At 59.6% G+C, this 22,450-nt stretch carries 24 protein-coding genes and 1 pseudogene; 14 read left to right on the forward strand and 11 right to left on the reverse strand.

The window, feature by feature from the left end; all coding sequences use genetic code 11:
• The coding region (locus tag VNV36_RS13340) for an immunoglobulin-like domain-containing protein (RefSeq protein WP_514132620.1) at positions 1 to 914 on the forward strand (914 nt) is incomplete at its 5' end.
• A 190-nt stretch (positions 915 to 1,104) separates the two neighbouring features.
• Positions 1,105 to 1,258: pseudogene (locus tag VNV36_RS25790) on the forward strand (DUF6124 family protein); the annotation flags it as partial.
• Positions 1,259 to 1,435: 177 nt separating this feature from the next.
• On the opposite strand, the gene VNV36_RS13345 reads toward VNV36_RS25790, so the two are convergent.
• Positions 1,436 to 1,891 (reverse strand): winged helix-turn-helix transcriptional regulator, encoded by a 456-nt coding sequence (locus tag VNV36_RS13345; protein ID WP_325718180.1) that lies wholly within the window; start codon positions 1,889 to 1,891, stop codon positions 1,436 to 1,438.
• Between the two features lie 165 nt (positions 1,892 to 2,056).
• Between VNV36_RS13345 and VNV36_RS13350 the strand changes: the two genes are divergently transcribed.
• On the forward strand, positions 2,057 to 3,226 hold the full coding sequence (locus VNV36_RS13350; RefSeq protein WP_325718201.1) for an MFS transporter: 1,170 nt from the start codon (positions 2,057 to 2,059) through the stop codon (positions 3,224 to 3,226).
• 67 nt (positions 3,227 to 3,293) lie between these two features.
• Here the strand turns inward: VNV36_RS13350 and VNV36_RS13355 are convergent, their stop codons facing one another.
• The 5 genes from VNV36_RS13355 to VNV36_RS13375 all read right to left on the reverse strand — a co-directional run bounded on the left by VNV36_RS13355 (position 3,294) and on the right by VNV36_RS13375 (position 5,359).
• Positions 3,294 to 3,431 carry a hypothetical protein gene (locus VNV36_RS13355; protein WP_325718181.1) on the reverse strand — a complete coding sequence of 46 codons (138 nt, stop codon included), beginning with the start codon at positions 3,429 to 3,431 and terminating at the stop codon, positions 3,294 to 3,296.
• 126 nt (positions 3,432 to 3,557) lie between these two features.
• Positions 3,558 to 3,785, reverse strand: a complete 228-nt coding sequence (locus tag VNV36_RS13360) for a PLD nuclease N-terminal domain-containing protein (protein WP_325718182.1) — start codon at positions 3,783 to 3,785, stop codon at positions 3,558 to 3,560.
• An 86-nt stretch (positions 3,786 to 3,871) separates the two neighbouring features.
• Positions 3,872 to 4,327, reverse strand: a complete 456-nt coding sequence (locus VNV36_RS13365; protein WP_325718183.1) for a DUF421 domain-containing protein — start codon at positions 4,325 to 4,327, stop codon at positions 3,872 to 3,874.
• A 7-nt stretch (positions 4,328 to 4,334) separates the two neighbouring features.
• Positions 4,335 to 4,853: a hypothetical protein gene (locus tag VNV36_RS13370; RefSeq protein ID WP_325718184.1), complete on the reverse strand. Its 519-nt coding sequence runs from the start codon at positions 4,851 to 4,853 to the stop codon at positions 4,335 to 4,337.
• Entirely contained in the window at positions 4,850 to 5,359 is a 510-nt protein-coding gene (locus VNV36_RS13375; protein ID WP_325718185.1) for a CinA family protein, read from the reverse strand. Before VNV36_RS13375 ends, VNV36_RS13370 begins: the two co-directional genes overlap by 4 nt.
• A 176-nt stretch (positions 5,360 to 5,535) precedes the next feature.
• Between VNV36_RS13375 and VNV36_RS13380 the strand changes: the two genes are divergently transcribed.
• On the forward strand, positions 5,536 to 7,920 hold the full coding sequence (locus VNV36_RS13380; RefSeq protein ID WP_325718186.1) for a DUF3772 domain-containing protein: 2,385 nt from the start codon (positions 5,536 to 5,538) through the stop codon (positions 7,918 to 7,920).
• Between the two features lie 91 nt (positions 7,921 to 8,011).
• Positions 8,012 to 9,019, forward strand: coding sequence for an acyltransferase family protein (locus VNV36_RS13385; protein ID WP_325718187.1), 1,008 nt, complete (start codon positions 8,012 to 8,014; stop codon positions 9,017 to 9,019).
• A 37-nt stretch (positions 9,020 to 9,056) separates the two neighbouring features.
• On the opposite strand, the gene VNV36_RS13390 is transcribed toward VNV36_RS13385, so the two are convergent.
• Positions 9,057 to 10,058 carry a LacI family DNA-binding transcriptional regulator gene (locus VNV36_RS13390; protein ID WP_325718188.1) on the reverse strand — a complete coding sequence of 334 codons (1,002 nt, stop codon included), beginning with the start codon at positions 10,056 to 10,058 and terminating at the stop codon, positions 9,057 to 9,059.
• Between the two features lie 178 nt (positions 10,059 to 10,236).
• On the opposite strand from VNV36_RS13390, the gene VNV36_RS13395 reads away from it, so the two are divergent.
• Genes VNV36_RS13395 through VNV36_RS13405 form a run of 3 tightly spaced genes read left to right on the forward strand, consistent with a single transcriptional unit; the run spans position 10,237 to position 13,780 of the window.
• Complete coding sequence (locus tag VNV36_RS13395) at positions 10,237 to 11,427, forward strand: Gfo/Idh/MocA family protein (protein ID WP_325718189.1); 1,191 nt, start codon at positions 10,237 to 10,239, stop codon at positions 11,425 to 11,427.
• A complete protein-coding gene (locus VNV36_RS13400) occupies positions 11,417 to 12,499 on the forward strand; it encodes a sugar phosphate isomerase/epimerase family protein (RefSeq protein WP_325718190.1) in 1,083 nt (360 codons plus the stop codon). The genes VNV36_RS13395 and VNV36_RS13400 overlap by 11 nt, the downstream gene beginning before the upstream one ends.
• A gap of 42 nt (positions 12,500 to 12,541) precedes the next feature.
• Positions 12,542 to 13,780 (forward strand): nucleoside permease, encoded by a 1,239-nt coding sequence (locus tag VNV36_RS13405; RefSeq protein WP_325718191.1) that lies wholly within the window; start codon positions 12,542 to 12,544, stop codon positions 13,778 to 13,780.
• A gap of 79 nt (positions 13,781 to 13,859) precedes the next feature.
• Here VNV36_RS13405 and VNV36_RS13410 read toward each other — a convergent pair whose 3' ends face one another.
• Positions 13,860 to 14,156 (reverse strand): hypothetical protein, encoded by a 297-nt coding sequence (locus tag VNV36_RS13410; protein WP_325718192.1) that lies wholly within the window; start codon positions 14,154 to 14,156, stop codon positions 13,860 to 13,862.
• 1,031 nt (positions 14,157 to 15,187) lie between these two features.
• On the opposite strand from VNV36_RS13410, the gene VNV36_RS13415 reads away from it, so the two are divergent.
• Both VNV36_RS13415 and VNV36_RS13420 read left to right on the forward strand, forming a co-directional pair.
• Positions 15,188 to 16,024, forward strand: coding sequence for an AraC family transcriptional regulator (locus tag VNV36_RS13415; RefSeq protein WP_325718193.1), 837 nt, complete (start codon positions 15,188 to 15,190; stop codon positions 16,022 to 16,024).
• 55 nt (positions 16,025 to 16,079) lie between these two features.
• Positions 16,080 to 16,676, forward strand: coding sequence for a LysE family translocator (locus tag VNV36_RS13420; protein WP_325718194.1), 597 nt, complete (start codon positions 16,080 to 16,082; stop codon positions 16,674 to 16,676).
• Here VNV36_RS13420 and VNV36_RS13425 read toward each other — a convergent pair.
• On the reverse strand, positions 16,673 to 17,443 hold the full coding sequence (locus VNV36_RS13425) for an AraC family transcriptional regulator (protein WP_325718195.1): 771 nt from the start codon (positions 17,441 to 17,443) through the stop codon (positions 16,673 to 16,675). The genes VNV36_RS13420 and VNV36_RS13425 overlap by 4 nt on opposite strands.
• 250 nt (positions 17,444 to 17,693) lie before the next feature.
• Between VNV36_RS13425 and VNV36_RS13430 the strand changes: the two genes are divergently transcribed.
• From VNV36_RS13430 to VNV36_RS13440, 3 genes are all read left to right on the forward strand, one after another.
• The gene (locus VNV36_RS13430) at positions 17,694 to 18,620 is read left to right on the forward strand and encodes a 4-hydroxyproline epimerase (RefSeq protein ID WP_325718196.1); all 927 of its coding nucleotides are present in this window, start codon (positions 17,694 to 17,696) and stop codon (positions 18,618 to 18,620) included.
• Positions 18,621 to 18,675: 55 nt separating this feature from the next.
• Positions 18,676 to 19,623 carry a dihydrodipicolinate synthase family protein gene (locus VNV36_RS13435; protein WP_325718197.1) on the forward strand — a complete coding sequence of 316 codons (948 nt, stop codon included), beginning with the start codon at positions 18,676 to 18,678 and terminating at the stop codon, positions 19,621 to 19,623.
• A gap of 111 nt (positions 19,624 to 19,734) precedes the next feature.
• Positions 19,735 to 20,988, forward strand: a complete 1,254-nt coding sequence (locus tag VNV36_RS13440; protein ID WP_325718202.1) for an NAD(P)/FAD-dependent oxidoreductase — start codon at positions 19,735 to 19,737, stop codon at positions 20,986 to 20,988.
• Here the strand turns inward: VNV36_RS13440 and VNV36_RS13445 are convergent.
• Entirely contained in the window at positions 20,985 to 21,194 is a 210-nt protein-coding gene (locus VNV36_RS13445; RefSeq protein ID WP_325718198.1) for a hypervirulence associated TUDOR domain-containing protein, read from the reverse strand. The two genes, VNV36_RS13440 and VNV36_RS13445, sit on opposite strands and share 4 nt — an antisense overlap.
• A gap of 180 nt (positions 21,195 to 21,374) precedes the next feature.
• Here VNV36_RS13445 and VNV36_RS13450 point away from each other — a divergent pair, with 180 nt between their 5' ends.
• Complete coding sequence (locus VNV36_RS13450) at positions 21,375 to 22,073, forward strand: tRNA (adenine(22)-N(1))-methyltransferase (RefSeq protein ID WP_325718199.1); 699 nt, start codon at positions 21,375 to 21,377, stop codon at positions 22,071 to 22,073.
• 112 nt (positions 22,074 to 22,185) lie between these two features.
• On the opposite strand, the gene VNV36_RS13455 is transcribed toward VNV36_RS13450, so the two are convergent.
• Positions 22,186 to 22,450 (reverse strand): isochorismatase family protein (locus tag VNV36_RS13455; RefSeq protein WP_325718200.1); only part of this gene is annotated, 265 nt, incomplete at its 5' end.

Here is a 22,450-nt window from a genome sequence, read left to right on the forward strand (position 1 = left end):
GCAACACGGGTGATGTTCTGGATCCTGTCAAGTTGCCTGAAAATAGTGATATTCAAATCAGCAAGTGGAACTTTCAAGAAAGTGGGAAGCCACTTTTCCTGATATTGGATGGCATTGACAGAGAAGGCAACGCCATTAAAACAACGATCAGAAACGGTGAACCCCATAACTCTACCGAAGGTTTTACTGTACCGGCGCCGATTGATTGGCTAGCCAAACTCAATAACAATAGCAAGCTCGAGATTACATCGGGAGTGAATCCAGATGGCATTGCCGATATAAACAAGGCAGTAATATTTCCTAAGCGCACTTACACCATCACCGCGCCTCCTGAGCTTATCTTCGATACATCACCGCTCACGCTCGACGGAAGGAATATATCAATTGTGAATACAGAGCTCCCTTGGGAAAGGACAGGAGTAGACCCCGCCAATACTGCTGCCAAGCGTACTGCAACCGGTGGCTGTGAACCGTACACCTATACATCATCTGATAGTAACATCGCATCTATTGATGACTCGGGCACGGTGAGAAGTGAGGGGAACGGGTGTGCCATCATTACAGTGACGGATTCCGCGGGACAGTCAAAAAGCTACGAGGTTACCACGCGCAACGTGATCAACTACATTTGCGAACTCGTTCATGCGCGAGATCTCCAGACATGGGTTAATTCCGTTGGAGGAAGACTAATCCCATTAAATGAACTTTCAACTGTCCACACCCCAATCTTAAATATGAAATACCGATACCCCGGAACATCAGGCGCTACTTGGGTGACACGCCCCAGTGAGAACCCGAGCGCTTATTATGGCGAATTTTTAAGATACATGCCGACGGAACTTTTTAAAGCAGTAACTGGATGGGGAGGCAGCCCTGCGCTTGTGATATGTATGCGTATTCCCCCGAGGACATAGCTAAAACTTGTCACCGGCAAATTCTAGGAGCCCCGTTATTACAGCAACAAAAATCGGAACGATGGAATGCAACTCGAAAAATCGCAGCCTTCACAGCTTACGCAGTTGAAGCAGGCTTCGTGGAGCTGCCGAAGGTCGCGATATTTCGAATTTGCCCCGCGGCATCTAGCCAACACGTCTAGATACGCCGCTGGCCAACGCCTGCGAAACTCTCGCTTCGGCCAAGAGTTTGCCGGCTGGTCAAGCCCTCGCAGCGCCGAGCGCTGATGGGCATTGCGCAACTGATCATGCTTGGCGAACTGGCGGTGAATCGGGTGCTGGATAACCTCGAGTTGCCAAGCTGACACCGCCCCCCGTGGCGAGGGAGCTTGCTCCCGCTGGGCTGCGCAGCAGACCTAAAACCTGCCGACTCGGTCTTTCAGAAAAACCGCGTGCTCGGGTTTGCGACTGCTGCGCAGCCGAGCGGGAGCAAGCTCCCTCGCAAAAGAGACCGAAGCCGCGAAGTTGCGCTCTTTTCCAAGCTAACGACCACTCGTCACCACCTTCCGATAACAATCCCCCGGCATCAGCACCGCGCCCGCCCGGGAGCGCACGGCGATGGTCTCAACGGGCTCGCCCTGCTCATTGTCGAGCAACACCGAGTGCTGCTCCCCTTCTGCAAACAGGAAACGCTCGCCCCACTGGCGCAGGCTGACGACGATGGGAAACACCGCGCGGCCCATGTCTGTCAGCACGTATTCCTTGTAGGCACTGCCGTCGGACGCGGGCTGGATCTGCAGTACGCCCAGCTCGACGAGCATTTTCAGTTTCACCGTGAGGATGTTCTTGGCCAGACCGAGTCGCTTCTGGAATTCGCTGAAGCGGCGCACGTCATCGAATGCATCGCGAATGATCATCAAGGCCCAGCGATCGCCGATGGCTTCAAGGGTTCTGGCCACCGGGCATTCGCTTTGGGCCAGTAATTGCTGTCGGGCCATGTTGCTCCAGATTGGGTTGCTTGCTGAATGTGGTTGCATTTAACAACTCGAATCGATAAAGATCAACGCATCGGTTTTGATTCGAAACCACAATTCAAGGATGCAAGGATGGCTTGTCCAACACAAACTCTGACCCACGCAGACGCCGAAGCTGACAACACAACGATGGGCGCGGGTCTGAGTCGCACGCAGATTTTTCTCTTCGCAATCACCTGCGCCATGGCGGTGGCCAACGTTTACTTTGCCCAGCCGTTACTGGAGTCCATGGCCGCCACTCTCGGCGTGTCCCCCGCTGCGATCGGCGTCGTGGTCACGGCCACTCAAGCCGGTTATGCCCTCGGTTTGTTATTTATCGTGCCGCTGGGTGATCTGCTCGATCGCAAGAAACTGATCATCAGCCAATTGCTGTTGTCAGCCGGGGCGCTGGGTGTGGTGGGACTTGCACAGAGCTGGGGCATGCTGCTCGGCGCCATGGTGCTGGTGGGTTTGCTGGCGGTGGTGGTGCAAGTGGTGGTCGCCTTGACCGCCAGCCTGGCAAACCCGGGCCAGCGCGGTGCCGCTGTAGGCACCGTCACCAGCGGCGTAGTGCTGGGGATCCTGCTGGCGCGTTTCGTCTCCGGCGCAGTCGCTGATCTGGCGGGCTGGCGCGGGGTTTATCTGGTGTCGGCAGTATTGATGGTCGGCATGGCTCTGGTGTTGTGGCGCAAGCTGCCCGTCTCGGCAAAACCGCTTGCGCAGGGCAACTACTGGCAGTTGCTGTGCTCGGTGTTTCAGTTGTTTTTGACTGAACGCACATTACGGGTCAGAGGCATCTTCGCCCTGCTGATCTTCGCCGCATTCAGCGTGTTGTGGACATCGATGGTGCTGCCGCTCAGCGCGCCGCCCTTGTCGCTTTCGCATACACAAATCGGTCTGTTCGGCCTCGCCGGGGTGGCGGGCGCGCTCGCCGCCGCGCGGGCCGGACGTCTGGCGGATCGAGGATTGGGCAATCGCACCACCGGCATTGCGCTGGTGGTATTGATGTTGTCCTGGCTACCCATCGCCTTTGTCGACAGCTCGTTACTGGCGATGGCCGTTGGCGTGATTCTGCTCGACTTCGCCGTGCAGGCAGTGCACGTCACCAATCAAAGCCTGATCTTCGCCGCACGGCCGGATGCGCAGAGCCGGTTGGTCGGCGCTTATATGTGTTTTTATTCGGTGGGCAGTGGATTGGGTGCCATCGCGGCAACGTCGATCTATGCGCGGCTTGGCTGGACGGCCGTTTGTGTGCTGGGAGCCAGCATCAGCGCTGTGGCATTGGCGTATTGGTTATGGCTGGAATTGACGCGATCCTGAACCGGTTGCTGCTTTAACCCATCAAGCGCCTTCGCGGACTTGCCGGTGAAGGCGCTCGGGTGAGGTGTTACTCCGATTTCTTCTGCTGAAGTTGCACCGACGCTTTGCTGGTGTCTTCGTCCTTGTCGGAAGCGTTGTTGGAATCGAAGCAGCCGTGCAACAAAAATACTGAGCAGAACCCCAGGCATACATAAAGTTTTTTCATCACGATTCTCCTCGCAGTAGTGGTATCGGGCCTGACGCAGCACTTCGCCGAACCGATGCGTGCATCAGGCAACGCTTTATTGAATGACGGATCGCATTCGCGAGCAGGCTCGCTCCCACATCGGTCTCATCCCTTGCTGTGTTCCGGCGAAGAAGGCCCTTCCTTGATGCCACGCGGGCCGGCAACGCCCCAGACGATCAGGCCGATTATCGGAAAAACGATCATACCGATCGCCCATGCAGCCTTGACGCCAACGCTCTTGTTGCTGCGAAACACGCTGACAATGGCCCACAGATCAACCAGCAGAATGATCACCGCTACGGCAATGGCAAAATAACTCGCTGCCTCGTTCATGTCGCGACCCTCCGAAGACTTGTAAGCATTGGGCTGCAAGGCTATTGCAGCGTTCAAAAAAATTGCCAGCGATCAGCACAGAAGGTTCAGCCGCTTTCCGGATCCTGCCGGATCACCGAAATCTTGCCGTTGCGCTCGATGATCGCGAACTTGATCTGCTCAAGGGTTTCAATGCCCTGGCTGGAACGCGCCGCCTCCATGACGTCTGCCTCGACCAGTCGCGCATGACGCAAACGCCGGTGCAGCAACTTGCCGTTCTCGACAATGATCGTCGGCTCACCATCGATCAGCCGCGACACCCACTGGGAGCGTTGCTTGAGCAACGACAACCCGACATCGATGGCGATCAGCGTGACGATGACCAGAAACGCATTGGTCAGCGAGAAATCATCGCCCAGCAGCGCCTGCTGGGTGGCTTCGCCGATGATCATCAGCAAGACGAAATCGAAGGTCGTCAGTTCCGCCAACGATCGCCGACCGGCAATTTTGAACAGCACCATCAGTGCCAGATACATCGCGAGTGCGCGCAAGACCGAATCCATGGGCCACCTACGGGAAGATGAATTGAGTGAGCGGTACATCGTTCGAGCCTGCCGCCCTGATGTGGCTGCGATACAGGCCAAGCCCATCGCCGCGCAAGGTCAGGTAAAGCGTCGCCTGACCTTGCGCATCGGCCTGCAGCCACACGCGCATGCCCTGCGCTGAGCTACGCATGCGCACGGGCTCTGGCTGCATCGTCTCGATGCTGAAGCCATCGAGCAGTTCGCCGCCGATGTCCAGTTCAACCGTTGCCTCAGGCGCTGCATGCACGCTGAGTTTCAGCGCATTGGTCGAACCGTTGCGGTGGAACATCTCGTATTGCACCCTGACTTTGCCATCGTCGCTGCGAGCGTCCTGTGAACTGAGCACGCCACGGGAAAACAATCCCAGCAGGCCCAGCACCATGCACAGAACCAAGAGGTACCAACCGACGTGTTCAAAGCGCCAGACCTTCAGCTGATACGCCATGTCCTCCTGCACCGGGTATTGCCGGCTGCGCAGATCGGGGTGATCGGCGTCATGCTTCATCGGCTCCACCCTCCTTCGCCGCGCAAGGCACGACGATGGAAGTCCGGCAACTCCTGCAGGACGAATTCCGAGGCGAGGGTTTGCACTTCATTGCGCGATCCGGGAAACCATTGTTTGGCGTTGAACAAGAAGTGCCCGTCATCAAACTGAAAAGCCCAGGCGAAACACACCGTGCCCGCCCTGATGCCGTCCATATCGTCGGGGCCGAGAATGCCGGTGGTGGCGACCGCGACATTGGCGGTACTGTCGCGCAACGCGCCGATGGCCATTTCACTGGCCACCTCAACACTGGTGAGGTTGAAGGTTTGCATGGTCGCCGGGCTGACATGCAACAAGCGCTGCTTGGCCTGCGGCGAATAGACCACATACCCGCACTCGATCAACTCACCGCTGCCCGGCACTTCGGACAACAGCCTGACGACTTCCCCCGCCGTACAGGATTCAGCGGTGGTAATGACCAGATCATGCTGGCGCAGATATTCAATCGTATCGTTGGCGATGGACATGGCGTGCTCTCGAAGTTCTTGTTGCCGGTTGACCATTCGCTGCGCTGATCATTCCGCCGGTTTTCCGGGCACAACGGGCGGGCGCGCAAAACACCCTTGCGAGAAAGTTTTCCGCCTCCTACGGCGCGATCACCTAACCTCATAGACTGTGTGATCCACTCGAGCCCGCCGACCTCATGCGCTGTTCATTCAAGTCATTGTTTATTGTGCTGTTCCTGCTGCTGATGCAGGGCAGCGCGTCGCCATGGGCGGCGGATCTCCCTGCGCCGGCAACTACGGGTGCGGCGCCGCTGCCGGTGATTTCGCAAAGTGATCTGCAAGCCCTGCAACAACGTCTTGACGGGCTCAAGCAGCAGATTTCCGCGGCGAACAATTACAACCAGCTCGAAGGCCCGCAGGATCGGGTGCAGGCATTCATTCTCGATGTCGACCGATTGTCGGCAGCGCTGTTGCCGCAACAGGCGCAACTGGCGGTGCAATTGGGCGTGCTAGGGGCGGCGCCGGGCGCCGAAGTGGCCGCCGAGCAAGCGGACATCGTCGCCCAACGGGCCGCGCTCGCCGAGCAGAAAAGCAAGGTCGATGGCACCCTGAAAAGTCTCGCCGCGCTGAAACAGAACGCCGCCGACCTGATCACGCAGATTGCCGGCATCCGCCGCACCTTGCTTGAAAGCGAACTGACCCTGAGAACGCGCAGCGTGCTGAGCCCGCATTTCTGGGCGCCGCTGGTCAATCCAAGCGCGGACGACCGGCAACGGCTGGCACTGTTCGTCGAGCAGGTGCGCAACGTCTGGGCCGCGGTCTGGGCGCCGGGCGAGCGTTTTTTCACCTGCGTGCTGGTGCTGTTGGCGCTGCTCATCTGGACGGTCGGCCGGCATCTGGCTGAGCGCGGGCTGACCTGGTTCTGCATTCATCGCGTGGCGGAAGGCCGATTGCGCCGCAGTGCGCTGGCCTTCGCCTCGGCCATGGCCACCTTCATCACCACTGCCATCGCCCTGAAACTGCTGTTTTATGCCTGCACTCGCCATGAAGCCCTGCCGCCGGTGCTGGAAACCTTTTCCGAAGAGTTCGAAAAGGTCGTGTATGCCTGCGTGTTGATCACCGGACTCAGCCGCGCCTTGCTGTCGACCGAGCATCCGTCCTGGCGCCTGCCAGCGATCGCCGATCCGGTGGCGCTGGCCCTCAAGCACTATCCGCGCATCCTCTCGTGCACCTTGCTGGTGCTGGTAACGCTGGTGCAGGTCAGCAACGCGACGGGCATGAGCAGCCATATCGTCATGACCGGGCGCGGGGTGATTTCGATGGTGGTCCTGGCGATCATTGGCACGATGCTCTGGCGCGTCGGCAAGGTGCGCAAGGCACTGATTGCGGCGAATGACGAATCGGCTCCAAACAGCGTGTTCACCGGGCTGATCTACAGCGTCGCCAGCGTCTCGATGTTTGTAACCGCCATCGCGTTGCTCGCCGGTTATGTATCGCTGGCGCGGTTCATCAGTTATGAACTGGTCTGGGCCTACATCGTGCTGTCGGGGTTCTACTTGCTGACTCAGTTGGTCAAGGACGCTTGTGAGCATGTGTTCTCGCCCAAACATGCAAGCGGCAAAGCGCTCAAGCAGTTGCTCGGGATCAGCGACCGGCGCCTCGATCAGATTTCGATCCTGCTGTCCGGCGTCAGCCGCGCAGGCCTGTTGCTGATGGCATTGATCGCGTTATTCGTCGGCGGCATCGGCACCACGCTCGGCCAGTTACTCACCAATATCATGTCGATCCTCGGCGGCGCCGGCCTGCGCAAGCTGAACATAGTCCCGGGCCATCTGCTCAACGCGCTGCTGGCGCTGATGATCGGCATCTGGCTCATCCGGGCCTTAAGCCGCTGGCTCGACAACGAGTTTCTGCCCAAGACCGATATGGACCCGGGCATGTGTGCGTCGCTGAGCACGCTGTTTTCCAATATCGGCTATGCCTTTGTGATTCTGCTGACCCTGTCGTCGCTGGGCGTGCAGTGGACCAACCTGGCGTGGATCGTCAGTGCGCTGTCGGTGGGCATCGGTTTCGGCTTGCAGGAGATCGTGAAAAACTTTGTCTCCGGCCTGATTCTGCTTACCGAGCGCCCGGTCAAGGTCGGTGACTTGATCAGCATCAGTGGGGTCGAGGGCGACATCCGCCGGATCAACGTGCGCGCCACGGAAATCCAGCTCAGCGACCGCTCGATCGTGATCGTGCCCAACTCGCAGTTGATTTCGCAGAACCTGCGCAACGTCACCCTCGGCGGCAGCGCTCAGGGTGTGGCCTCGCTGGAGCTGGTGTTTGCGCTGGATATCGACCCTGAAGAAGTCAAACAGCTGCTGCTCGACGCTTATCACGAAAATCAAAGCATCCTCGACAAACCGGCGCCGTTCGTGCGCTTCAGCAAGTTGTCGCCAGACGGGATCACCTTGACGGTCACCGGTTATGTCGGCAGCCCGAGGATCGTCGGGCAGACCAAGAGCGATCTGCTGTTTGCGGTACTCAAGCGCCTGGGTACGGCAGGAATTGTGTTGGCCAAGCTGCCGGAGACGACATGATCGGGATTTCCCCATAGGAGAAAAATCTGTTCTCCCGGCGCAAAGCGTCGTAGTTTACGCGCCATAAATACAAGAAGGTTTGGGGGCGCAAGTGGGGGCGTATCGTCTGCTGTTGGCCGTTGTGGTCGCTGTTTCGCATATGGGCAAAACGTTCATGGGGCTGAACCCGGGCGTGGTCGCCGTCATTTCGTTTCTGATTATCAGCGGTTTCGTGATGACGTCGCTGATCGAGCGAAACTACAAGGCGCCGGGAAAGATCGGTCTGTTTTACGCCGACAGGGTCTTGCGCCTTTATCCACAATTTCTGTTCTACTTTTTCGCCTCCTGCGCGGTGATTCATTTCTTGTTGCCGGGCACGCCTCAAGCGGCGGAACTGACCTCCAGCAACATCGCGGCGAGCCTGGCGATGGTACCCCTGGGCTTTTACATGTTCGGAGCAACAGGAGCAGGCATCCTGCCCCCGGCTTGGTCGCTGGGGCTTGAGATGTGTTTCTATCTGGTGATCCCTTTTCTGGTCATTTTCAAGGCACGGGGCGTCAGCTTCGTCCTGTCCGTCGCGGTTTTCATCCCTGCGTGTCTGGGATTCATCAATACCGACCTGTACGGCTACCGTCTGTTGCCGGGGGTACTGTTCATTTTTCTTTGTGGCAGCTACCTGTTCAGACCTCAGCCCAAAGGTTTAATGATTGCGGCGGGCACGACCGTAGTGGCGGCTCTGGTTTTCCTGGCGATCATGGCCGGTTTGATCGAACGCAAGCCGTCCAATGCCGAGGTGGCGTTGGGGATTGCCTTGGGGATACCCGCTGTGTACATGCTGACAAGACTCAAGTTTCACAAGGCTGACGAGTTCTTGGGAAACATCAGCTACGGCGTATTTTTGAATCACTTCGTGGTGATTTACTTTCTGCACGGCCTCCGTCCCATCGCCACGTTCGATGTTCGCACCGTTGCAACGGTACTTCTGCTCTCTTTATTGCTGAGCGTTGGCTCCTACTACTTTGTCGAACGACCCGCCTTGAAACTTCGGCATGCGCTGAGGTCCGGCGGCAAAGCTACGCTGGATCAAATGACGCCGAGCAAGGCCGCAACTTCGGGGTAAAAAATATCGAGTCTGATGCGATCCAGCTAATCATTCCCTACCCGCTTACCGCGGCCGTGCTGCTGCGCGGCGTAAGTTCGAAGGGCAGGGTCACATGCTTGTGTGGCAACGGCTGCTTTTCGATCAAGGCGATCAGCATCTCCACTGCTTTTTCACCGAAGGCCTCGGCCGGTTGTGAAATGGTCGTCAACGGCGGATCGCAGTACGCCGCCATCGGAATATCGTCGAAGCCCACCAGTGAAATATCCTCAGGCACGCGCAGCCCCGCCTGGCGGATACGTTTGAGCGCACCGATGGCCATCTCGTCGTTTTCGCAGAACAGGGCAGTGGGTCGCTGATCCATCGCGAGCATCTTTTCCGCTCCCGCAAAACCGGCCTCAAGGCTGAAATTGCCATGGCAGATCAGCGCCTCGTCGAAGGCGATATCGGCCTCGCGCAATGCCGCTTCATACCCCGCCAGTCGATCTCGGGTCAGCGGGCTGTTCTTCGAGCCCTTGATCAGGCCGATGCGCCGGTGTCCCAAGGCAATCAGATGTTGGGTCATGGCTTTGGCGGCAGCTATGTTGTCCAGACTGATCGTTGGATAACGCCCGGCCTTGATGACTTCACAGGCGTTGACGATGGGCGGCAGATCGGCGTCGGCCGGGGCGTTTTCAAACGGATCGTAAGCGCGCAACTGGATCACGCCGTCGGCTTGATAGGCAAATACCAGCTCGGCGAATTGCCGTTCCAGTTCTTCCCTGCCCTGGGTGTCACACAGCAGCAAGCGATAGCCGGCAGCCTGCGCCGCTCGCTGCGCGCCGCTGATGACCCGGGCGAAAAAAGTATTGGCAATGGTCGGCACCAGAATCACCAGGTTGCCGGTGCGCCGCGAGCGAAACTGCACGGCCATCAGGTTCGGTCGATAGCCCGCCTGCTCCACCGCCGCCATGACGCGCTCGCGAGTCGGCGCCAGGACACGCTCGGGCGATTTCAATGTCCTCGACACCGTCGCTACTGAAACGCCTGCCAGCCGAGCCACTTCGCGAATATTGGACAAAACCACCTCGTTGTTTCATACCGATCAGGCGCGGAGCTTACCCCAGGTGACGAGCCACCGAAACGCTGTCGATCATCCGCTGCCATTTGACAGGCGGGCATTTCGAGCCTAGATTTCGCCGACGATGTAACCGGTTACATCCATCACCAGAATTGCCTCCAGCTGACGAGAGCCTGCCATGTACGCTGCCGCTGAAAAAATAAGAATGGGTTTTGTCGGAGGCGGTGAAGGTTCCTTCATCGCCCGCGCTCACCGGCAAGCCGCCGGCCTCGATGGACGTTTCGAACTGGTCTGCGGCGCGTTCAGCCGTGACTCGCAAAACAATCAGCGCACCGCTGCCGCGCTGGGTCTGGCTGCCGAGCGCTGCTACGACGACTGGCAAACCCTGCTCACCCGCGAGGCCGCGCTGCCGGCCGAACAGCGCATGCAATTGCTGATCATCGTCACCCCCAATCATCTGCACGCAGCGATTGCGCGTGAGGCGTTAAGCGCCGGTTTTCATGTGTTCAGCGAGAAACCCGCCGCAGTGAACCTGGCCGAGGTGCAGGCGCTGCACTCGGTGGTGATCAACAGCCAACGCATCTACGGCCTGGCGCACACCTATCTTGGTTACGCGATGGTCTGGCAGGCACGCGAGATGGTCGCCAGCGGCGTACTCGGGCGTGTGCGCAAGGTGATCGTCGAGTACCCGCAAGGCTGGCTCAGCACCGATGTCGCCGGCCAGGGCAACAAGCAGGCCGGCTGGCGTGACGACCCTGCGCAATCCGGGATCGGTGGCTGCATTGGCGACATCGGCACCCACGCGTTTTCCCTGGCCGAATTCGTCGCCGGTCAGCAGATTCAGTTCATCAGCGCGATGCTCGGCTCGCATGTCGAGGGTCGGCAACTGGATGACGATGCCGCGATGCTGTTCAAAATGACCGAGGGCGCCAGCGGCATCTTGCTCGCCAGCCAGGTCTGCGCAGGTGAAGAGAACCCGCTGAAAATCCGCGTCTACGGAGACAAGGGTGGGCTGGAGTGGCGTCAGGAAGAACCCGCCAGTCTGATTCACCGGCCGTTGAACGAGCCGATGCGCATTCTGCGTTCGGGCGTCGGTCAGGCCTGGCTGTGTGCCGCTGCAAGCCAGCGCATGCGCTTGCCCGCTGGCCATCCCGAAGGTTATCTGGAAGCCATGGCCAATCTGTACGGCGACCTCGCCGAGGCGATTGTGCACGGCGGTGAGGGCCACCAGGCACCGGGCGTTCCGGGCATCGAAACCGGCCTGCGCGGCATGGCTTTCATCGAAACCGCCATCGCCAATCACCATGGCAACGAGAAGTGGAGCGAGATCCCCGATCAACTGACAGGAGCTGCGAATCATGAAGAATGATCAGCACAACGCTACAGGCTTGAAAGGCCCGGGGATTTTCCTTGCGCAGTTCATCGCTGACGAGGCGCCCTTCGACTCGCTGGCCAACATCGCCGAATGGGCGGCATCGCAAGGCTACAAGGCCATTCAGTTACCGACCCTCGGTACCCGCTTCATCGATCTGCAGCGCGCCGCCGACAGTCAGGACTACTGCGACGAACTCATCGCCGTTTGCGCCCGCGCCGGTGTGGTCATCAGCGAGTTGTCGACGCACCTGCAAGGACAACTGGTGGCGGTGCATCCGGCGTTCGATAGCCTGTTCGACGATTTCGCCCCGCCAGCGTTGCGCGGTAAACCCCGGGAGCGCACCGAGTGGGCCATCGAGCAATTGAAACTCGCCGCCCGCGCCAGCCAGCGGCTGGGACTGACGGCCCACGCGACGTTTTCCGGCGCCCTGCTCTGGCCCTATGTCTATCCGTGGCCGCAACGGCCAGCGGGGCTGGTCGAGCAGGGGTTCGCTGAACTCGGCAAGCGCTGGCTGCCGATTCTCGATTGCTTCGAGGAGGCTGGCGTCGATCTGTGCTACGAAATCCATCCCGGCGAAGACCTGCATGACGGGGCGTCGTTCGAGCAGTTTCTCGAAGCGGTGAATCATCACCCTCGCGCCGCAATTCTCTACGACCCGAGCCATCTGCTGCTGCAGCAAATGGATTACCTGGGTTTCATCGATCGCTACCACGCGCGCATCCGCATGTTTCACGTCAAGGACGCCGAGTTCCGCCCTGATGCGCGTTCCGGCGTCTACGGCGGTTATCAGGGCTGGGTCGAACGTCCCGGGCGCTTCCGCTCGCTGGGCGATGGCCAGATCGATTTCAAATCGATCTTCAGCAAATTGTGCCAATACGATTTCAACGGCTGGGCAGTGCTGGAGTGGGAATGCTGCCTCAAGGATGCCGCGCAAGGTGCCGCCGAAGGTGCGGCGTTCATCGAGCGGCACATGATCCGCAAGACCGCCAGGGCCTTTGACGACTTCGCCGGGGTCAGCGATGACCCGGCGTCCAACCGGCGCTTGCTGGGCCTGGCCGACGACTGATTCATCCGCGTTACCGACATAAAAACAATACGGTGATTAGAAATGAACGTAATGAATGCGCGACTCAGCGTCATGATGTTTTTGCAGTTTTTCATATGGGGCGGCTGGTTCGTCACCCTCGGCACATTCTTGTCCACAACGCTCGCTGCCAGCGGTAGTCAGGTCGGCATGGCCTTCGCCACGCAGTCATGGGGCGCGATCCTGGCGCCTTTTGTCATCGGTCTGATTGCCGACCGGTTTTTCAATGCCGAGCGCATTCTGGCGATGCTGCATCTGCTCGGCGCGGTGTTGCTCTATCAGCTTTATCGCGCGGTGGATTTCAGCGCGTTCTATCCCTATGTACTCGCTTACATGATGGTCTACATGCCGACACTGGCCTTGGTCAACGCCGTGGCGTTCCGCCAGATCAAAGACCCGGCGCTGGATTTCTCGCGTATCCGGGTATGGGGCACGGTGGGCTGGATTGTCGCCGGTGTGGTGATCAGCTTCGTGTTCGCCTGGGACTCGCAGCAAAGCCTTGCAGCGGGTGGTTTGCGCAATACCTTCCTGATGTCCGCAGTGGCGTCGCTGCTATTGGGGCTTTACAGCTTCAGTCTGCCCGATACTGCGCCGCTGAAAACCGCAGCAGGCTCGTCGAGCCTCAAGCAGGTGCTCGGCGTCGATGCGTTGGGTTTGCTCAAGGATCGCAGCTATCTGGTGTTCTTCCTCGCCTCGATCCTGATCTGCATTCCACTGGCGTTCTATTACCAGAATGCCAATCCGTTTCTGGCTGAAATCGGCGTGACCAACCCCACGGCGAAGATGGCTATCGGGCAGGTCTCGGAAGTGCTGTTCATGCTGTTGCTGCCGCTGTTCATTCATCGTTTCGGGATCAAGATCGCCCTGTTGGTCGGCATGGCTGCCTGGGCGTTGCGCTACGTGCTGTTTGCCTTCGGCAATAACGATGATCAGGCGTTCATGCTGCTGATCGGCATTGCCCTGCATGGCGTGTGCTATGACTTCTTTTTCGTTTCCGGGCAGATCTACACCGATGCCAGGGCGCCGGAACGCTTCCGCAGCTCAGCGCAAGGCTTGATCACCTTGGCCACGTACGGGTTGGGGATGTTGATGGGTTTCTGGATTGCAGGTCGGATTACCGACCACTTCACGTCAAGTGCGGGGCATGACTGGGAACGTATATGGCTGTTCCCCGCCGGGTTTTCCGTAGCAGTGTTGCTGTGTTTCTGGGCGACGTTCAAGGGCCGCGATCACGACAAGGCTGTGCTGCCGACGGCGGTTTAAGAGGCTGTCATGGTGCTTGCGTGAATCGAATGCCGCCGCTGTTTGAGGCGACATTCGATATCGATGCTCACTGTGGCACTCAAGCGGTGCGACGTTCGAGCAGACGGTCAGCACCGCCTTCGGCGATCCGATTGCCCTGCAGATGATCGGAGCCGTCAGAGGCCACTGCATCGCTGAACAGTGGATCGGTCTCGGTGGCGGCTACTGCGTCACTGAACAGACGGTCAGTTTCAGTAGCGGCGACAGCGTCGCTGAACAGACGGTCAGTTTCAGTAGCGGCGACAGCGTCGCTGAACAGGGGGTCGGTTTCGGCGGCGGCAAAGGCATTCAGTGCAAAAACCGAGAAGGCGATACCGAGGATAGTCTGGCGTTTCATGATGATGTGCTCCGAGGTGCAGTGGTTGGGTATGGAGCCGATCTTACGCCGCGCTGAGGATATGAGAACTTCATTGAATTAATGGTTGTTATTGACGCGATCAATCATTGCAGCGCGCATCAGCACAAGCTTTGCTAGTCCGGCACGCTATCGCTTACACATCCAAGAGAAACACCCTACAACCCCAAAAGCACAAACTTACAAAACATATTTTTGACAGCTTTTATCAGACAAAAAAAAGACCCGAATCGGCCAAAACCGAAACGGGTCTTCCCCACTTCCAACGACCTCTATTTCAGGTCGTCAAAGTGGTCTCGCAGGAACTCGTAAAAGCGCAAGGCTTTAAACAATCTCCATACAAGGCTCAGCGTACGCAGCAAAAGCTTCATACGTTTTGGCCTCCAGGGCTGGCGGCCAAACCTCCAGCAAACTTACCGGACCATGCGTGCCTTCAGCCTGCATGTTGGTGTGGCTAGTGAGGCGGCCGGTTGAAATCCCTCCGAGACATCATTCCGGCGCGGGTGCGAATCCGCGTCAGAGGGCGTTAAACCTTTTGCGCCCCCAGCCAAACCTCACCGCTCTACCAACAATATGAGCGCTGGCATCTTAACGCACAAATCAGAAGAGAAACGCTCGTAACCAAGGTTATCCTGCGATTAGGACTACACCTTTGTAAAATGGTATTTCTGACAATGTTTATTGACAGCCCTGAAATTCGTTGCATCCGCTGAGCGCTCCGAAAAAACCTCTTAAATCACCTTAAACCTGCATTGCACTGACCGCGGAAACTCAATACCATCGCGGACATGTTGGTGTGGCTAGTGAAGCACATGGCTTCGACCGCAAATCGAGGCTTTAAAAAACCGCCCCGCGAAGGCGGTTTTTTTTCGTCTGCGTTTTCTTACGAACCCTCTCGTGTCACCCGGTTCGATTTCCCATTCCCATCTCACCTGCACAAATCTTCTAAACACTCTCCTCCCCCGCGCGGTATTGTAAAAACGCCCCTGCTCAACCGCCCCTGGAGTATGCCCATGGACAAACGCAACTGGATCTCCCTGTCCCAGGATGTCGATACCGGGATCGAGTCGATTCGTGCGCATTTCCGTGGACATGCCTACGATCCGCACTGGCATGACAGTTTTCTCGTCGGGGTCACCGAGCAAGGCGTACAACAGTTCAATTGCCGTCGTATGCGCCATCGCAGTACCCCGGGCCATGTGTTCCTGCTGGAACCGGGAGAAATCCACGATGGCCATGCGCCGACCGAGGACGGTTTTACCTACTCGATGCTGTACCTCGATCCGCACTGGCTGGAGCGCGAACTGCAGGCGCTGTTCGAAAATGCCCCCGCCGACAGTCAGCCCGGTTTTGCCGACACCCTGAGCCACGATCCGCGTCTGTCGACTGCGATTGTGCGGGCCTTCCACGCGTTGCACGACGGCGATTTGCGCATCGTTCGCCAGACCACGCTCGATGTCCTGCTGGCGTCCCTCACCCGGCACCTCGACTGGCGCAAGCGTCAGGACTTCGATCCGCGCCTGCCACTGGTTGCCCAGGTCGCGCGCGACTATCTGCATGCGCATACGTACGAAGACATCGGCCTCGACGACCTTGCCCGCGCCTGTGGCGTGGATCGCTTTCGTTTGACCCGGGCGTTCAAGGCCGCTTTCGGCCTGGCGCCGCACGCTTACCTGATACAGCTGCGCCTGGCCAAGGCACGGCAGTTGCTGGCGCGCGGCGAGACACCGGCGCAGGTCGCCAGCGTGCTCGGTTTTGCCGACCAGAGTCACTTGGGCCGCTGGTTTCGCCGCGCCTATCAGTTGACTCCGGCGGACTACCGCAAACGCTGCTCAAATCTTCCAGACTGACACCCCGCCCGCTGACGATCATGGTCTCCTGTCGCAACTTTCAGGAATTTGACCCATGGCTTCTTTACTGCCCTTTCTGCTGTTTGCTTTCGTTGCCTCGATCACACCGGGGCCGACCAACATTCTGGTGCTCAGTCACGGCTCGCGTCGTGGACTGATCGCCACCCTGCCGATCATTTTCGGCGCCTGCGCGGCGGCGGCGCTGATTGTTCTGGTAGTTGGGCTGGGCGCTGGCGAGACCCTGTTGCGCTTTCCGCGCGTGCAGCAAGCCATGGCCTGGGGCGGTGTACTTTGGTTGAGCTGGCTGGCGTGGCAGATCTTTCGCAGTCCACCGCCGTCGCTGGATCCGGCGGCAGCACCAGAAAACGACTTGAGCGTGTTCGGCGCGGCCATGTTGCAACTGGTCAACCCCAAGGTGTGGATGATGGCCGTGGCGGTGGTCAGTGTGTTTGTCGGCGGCGGCGACAAGACGTTGCGACTGCTGGTGTTGTCGCTGGCCTTCCTGCTGGTGTCGTTGCCGTGCATGACGCTCTGGGCGCTGCTCGGTGTCGGCAGTGCGCGTTTGCTCAGTTCACCGCAGGCGTTCAAGCGAATGAACGCGGTACTGGCCTTGCTCCTGTTGCTCTCGGCATGGCTGGCCGTATTGGTCTAGCGCCCTGTCGCCTGGCGATACTGGCGAGGAGTAAACCCGGTCGAGGCCTTGAACTGACGGGTGAAAGCACTGTGATCGGTGTAGCCGCATTGCAATGCCACTTCGGTAATCGGCAAGTCGCTGTGCAGCAACCGATATGCATGTTCCAGCCTTATTTTCTGGATCATTTGCCGTGGCGTCAGATGGAATACCCGTTTGCAGTAGCGCTCCAGTTGCGCCACGGAAATACCGGCGATCCGCGTCAGTTCCCCCAGCGTCACGCGTCGATTGAAGTGGGCGCGGATGTGCTCATCGACTGCCGCCAGTCGCTCGAACGCCGGATGAGTTTCGCTGGCTGATTGCAGATCCACCGAGATCCCTGCCAGGCCGATGATCACCCCTTCACGATCGTAGATGGGTCGTTTGTGGGTCAGGCACCAGCCCGGTTCGCGACTGCCGTACAGATGCAGTTCGAGCTGATCTTCCAGCACGAAACCTTCCTCCAGCACCTTGCGATCCTGCTCGGTGTACCCCGGCCCCAACCGCGCCGGGAACACCTGCGCACTGGTTTTGCCGAGCAACGGGCGCAAGTCTTTCAAGCCACAACGCTGCACCAGCGTGCGATTGGCCAACACATAGCGCGCTTGCAGATCCTTGATGAAGATCGCCGCATTGGGAATCACATCGAGTATCGGCAGCAGCTGCGCGGCACCGGCGACCATCTCTTCGAGGGTCTGCGGGCGCAGGCCGTCATTGCCCTGGCACAGGATCGAAAACGCAGGCTGCATGAAAAACTCCCCCCTTGCGATGAGCCGCCAGAAAAGCCGTCCGCGAGCAGATTGCAGCAACGTCGCTGCCCTGTCGAGGCCGCCCATTCATCGGCGTCATTGTGCTGAATTCGTCATCGATCCCCGCATAAGACATCAATCGCCGCCATCGGCGACCGGTGCAAAGTCTGGTCGTCACCGTGACGCAACTCACCCTCCGTCAGTGCCCACCCTGCCGGTGCCTGCTCAAACCAACCAACGGGATCTGTTCATGAAACGAGTACACGTCATTGATTCCCACACCGGCGGCGAACCGACGCGGCTGGTGATGAGCGGCTTTCCCGAGCTGCCCGGCAACAGCATGGCCGAGAAGCGCGATGCTCTGCGCAATCAGCATGATCAGTGGCGCCGCGCCTGCCTGCTGGAGCCGCGCGGCAACGACGTGCTGGTCGGTGCGCTGCTTTGCGCGCCAGTGTCGCCGGACGCTACTTGCGGGGTGATCTTCTTCAACAACGCTGGATATCTGGGCATGTGCGGCCACGGCACCATTGGTCTGGTCAATTCGTTGCAGTACTTGGGGCATATCCAGCCGGGCGTGCACAGGATCGACACACCGGTGGGACAGGTCAGCGCGACGTTGCACGAGGATGGCTCGGTAACCCTGGGCAACGTGCCCGCCTGGCGCTATCGCAAGCAAGTGCCGGTGGACGTGCCCGGTTTTGGCCGCGTGTTCGGCGATGTCGCTTACGGCGGCAACTGGTTTTTCCTCGTCTGCGAGCATGGCCAGACCCTGAACATGAACAACGTCGAACACCTGACGGCGTACACCTGGGCGATGCTCAAAGCACTGGAGGAACAAGGCATCCATGGCGAGGACGGCGCGGTCATCGATCACATCGAGCTGTTCGCCGATGACCATCAGGCTGACAGCCGCAACTTCGTCATGTGCCCCGGCAAAGCCTACGACCGCTCGCCATGCGGCACCGGGACCAGCGCGAAACTCGCTTGCCTGGCCGCCGACGACAAGTTGCAACCCGGCGCGCCATGGGTGCAGGCGAGCATCACCGGCAGCCAGTTCGAAGGCCGCTTCGAATGGGAAGGCGAACGCATTCGCCCGTTCATCACCGGCCGCGCCTACGTCACCGCAGACAGCGTCTTGCTGATCGACGAAACCGACCCGTTCGCGTGGGGCATCTGAGCCGCTGCGCTGATTTTTCAACTCGACTTGAATGACGTACCAAGGAGCCAACACCATGAGCGACAACATCTTCACCGGTTGCATGCCGGCCCTCATGACCCCGTGCACCGCCCAACGCAGACCGGACTTCGATGCGTTGGTAGCCAAGGGCCGCGAGTTGATCGATATCGGCATGAGCGCCGTGGTCTATTGCGGCTCCATGGGCGACTGGCCGCTGCTCACCGAAGCCGAGCGTCAGGAAGGCGTGGCCCGTTTGGTCGCCGCCGGGGTGCCAACCATCGTCGGTACCGGTGCGGTGAACACCCGCGAAGCCGTGTCCCATGCAGCCCACGCGGCGAAAGTCGGCGCGCAAGGCTTGATGGTCATCCCGCGCGTACTGTCCCGTGGCGCTTCGGCCTCGGCGCAAAAGGCTCACTTCGCCGCCATTCTGCAAGCCGCGCCAAACCTGCCGGCGGTGATCTACAACAGCCCTTACTACGGCTTCGCCACCCGCGCCGATCTGTTTTTCGAACTGCGCCGCGACTACCCGAACCTGATCGGCTTCAAGGAATTTGGCGGCGGCGCGGACCTGCGCTACGCGGCGGAAAACATCACCTCCAAGGATAACGACGTAACGCTGATGGTCGGGGTCGACACACAGGTGGTGCACGGTTTCGTCAACTGCAACGCCACCGGCGCGATCACCGGCATCGGCAACGCCCTGCCCCGCGAAGTCCTGCAACTGGTCGCACTGAGCAGGCAAGCGGCACAGGGCGATGCCAAGGCCCGGCGTCAGGCGAGGGAGCTGGAATCGGCGTTGGCGGTGCTCTCGTCATTCGACGAAGGTTGTGATCTGGTGCTCTATTACAAGCACCTGATGGTGCTCAACGGCGATAAGGAATACACCCTGCACTTCAACGAAACCGACTCATTGAGTGACTCGCAACGACGTTACGCCGAGAAGCAATATTCGCTGTTCCGTCACTGGTACGAAAACTGGTCGGCCGAACAGAACTTCGCCTGACCGCTACCTGCCGTGGATCGCCACGATGCGCGGCAGCCCGCCCTCCTTTCACAGGAAGACACCATGACTCTGACGGGCAACATGCTGATCGGCCAACGAGAAAATCCCGCCATGGCAAATAATCCTTCGGCCGACATCGCCGTGGTCGGCGCCGGGATCATCGGCGTGGCTTGCGCACTGCGCCTGGCCCGTCAGGGGTTGCGGGTGGTGGTCATCGATCAGCAGGATCCCGGCCGTGGCGCCTCGTTCGGCAACGCCGGGCATCTGGCGACCGAGCAGGTGTTTCCGATTGCCGACGTGTCGATCCTCAAGCGCTTGCCGGCCATGCTTATGGATCCGATGGGGCCGTTGCGCCTGGACTGGAAACACCTGCCACGCGCCCTGCCGTGGTTCACCCGATTGTTGCTGAACCTGCGCGCTGCGCCCTTTCAAAAAACCGTCGGCGGATTGCGCGCGCTCAATGAAAGCAGCCTCGACGCCTGGCAGCGCTTGCTCGCCGATATCCAGCGCACGGATCTGCTCAAGGTTGACGGTTCATTGCTGGTCTTTGAAAAACCTCAATCCCGTCAGGCCCTGGAAGTCCTGCAAGCACGCCTGAATCAGCAGCAGGTGCCGGTCAATTACTGGCAGGCCGGAGCGATCCGCGAGGCAGCGCCGCAGCTCAGCGAGCAGATTCAGGGCGGGCTGTTTTTCCCGCGCACCGGACACTTCCTCGATCCCTACCGCGTGGTATGCGCACTGGTTGAGGCCGCGCGGGCCAGTGGCGTGAGTTTTCTCAAGCAGCAGGTTCAAGGCGGCTACGTCCAGCAAAACGGCGTTTTACTGGTGACCGGCAACGGCGACGTGACAGCGCGCCGCGTGCTGCTGGCCTGCGGCGCGCATTCGGCGAAGCTCACCGGCGTGCTCACCGGCAAACACGTCCCCCTGGACACCGAGCGTGGCTATCACTTGATGCTGCCCCACGAACATGCGCGCCTGCCCTTCCCTGTCACCTCACTGGAACGCAAATTCATCATGACACCGATGAGCGAAGGCCTGCGTCTGGCCGGTACGGTCGAGTTCGCCGGGCTTGAGCGACCAGCAAACATGGCGCGTGCCTGGCAGTTGCAGCGTTTGAGTCAGGGGCTGTTTCGCAAAAATCTGAACGCTGACGGCGCCACCGCGTGGATGGGCTTTCGCCCGTCGCTGCCGGATTCGCTGCCGGTGATCGATCAGGTCTGCGACGGCAAGGTATTGCTCGCCTTCGGTCATCAGCACCTCGGGCTGACCCAGGCGGCGGTGACGGCGCAGATGATCGGGCAGATGCTCTCAGGCGCCACCACCGTACTGCCGGACATCGAGCCCTACCGACTGGCGCGTTTCTAAACGTGCTTGAGCGCGTCGCCGTGATGCATGGCCAAGTGACCGGTCTTATCGCTCTTGACCTCGTACTGCGGCGCGTCTTTCGAGGCCGGCCGGTGCCTTCCCATGAATTCGCTGTCGCGGGTGTGCACCTTGACCACCTTGCCGTGAATCTCACCGGCCTCTGAATTCCAGCGCACGGCATCACCGACCTTGAATGAATTGCTCATCATCGTGTCCTCGTATCAGGCTTGTTTTCCATGGAGCCGCGAGGCGTCGGAGAAATTCCCCTTCTTTCCATGCGACCGCCGGCAGGCAGCCCCCCCATAGCCTCGACGCAATTTGACAGCACTGGCGTTGCTCGCCAAAGTCGCCCCCTTTTTCCACCGCTGGGTGAACAGGGGTCGCCGTTGAACCATCAGACATTGTCCATGCGCCTTGAGCGCGTCGCCGCCCATGTGCCGGCCGGCGCACGGCTGGCCGATATCGGCTCGGATCACGGCTATCTGCCGGTGGCCCTGATCCGCCGGGGCCTGATTACGGCAGCGGTGGCTGGCGAGGTCGCGTTATCGTCGTTCCACGCAGCGCAACGCACCGTCAATGACAACGACCTGCACGGCCAGATCAGCGTGCGCCTGGCCGATGGGCTGGCGGCGATCAAACCGGACGACGCCATCAGCGCAATCACCCTCTGCGGCATGGGCGGGGAAACCATCCGCGATATTCTCGAAGCCGGCAAAGCCCATCTCAGCGGCCACGAAAAACTGATCCTGCAGCCCAACGGTGGCGAGCAACCGTTGCGCCAGTGGCTGATGGATAACGGCTACCGGATCGTCGGCGAAGAGGTGCTGCACGAGAACCGCTTCGACTACGAAATCATCGTCGCCGAGAGGGCCTCTGAGCCAGTGATTTACGACATCAGGGAACTGTTTTTCGGACCTCTGCATCTGCAGAAGCGCAGCGCGGCGTTTGCGCAAAAGTGGCAACGCAGACTGAGTCTGCGACAGAAGACGTTGGCGCAGTTGACGAGAGCGCAACAGGTGTTGCCGCAGGACAAAGTACAGGCGCTCAAGCGGGAGGTGCAGTGGATCAGCGAATTGCTCGGGTGAGTGTGCCGCCCTCTTCGCGAGCAGGCTCGCTCCTACAGTTGACCGTGTTTCGTCATCCGGAAAACGCAAAAAAGGCCTGTTTTCAAAGCAGGCCTTTTGCTTGGCGGTGAACTTACTTCTGCTGCGTCAGCGCCGAGTAGCTGTTCATCAGGTTGCGGTAGTTGGGAATCCGCTGCGACAGCAGATTACCCAGCCCTTCGATGTCGTTGCGCCAGTCGCGGTGCAGCTCACAGGCCACCGAGAACCAGTTCATCATTTGTGCGCCGGCCTGGGTCATGCGGCTCCATGCGGCTTGCTGCACGGTGGTGTTGAAGGTGCCGGACGCATCAGTGACCACGAACACATCAAAGCCTTCGGCCAGTGCCGACAGGGTCGGG

Origin of the sequence: Pseudomonas sp. (assembly GCF_035554175.1) — a bacterium.
Lineage (GTDB): Bacteria > Pseudomonadota > Gammaproteobacteria > Pseudomonadales > Pseudomonadaceae > Aquipseudomonas.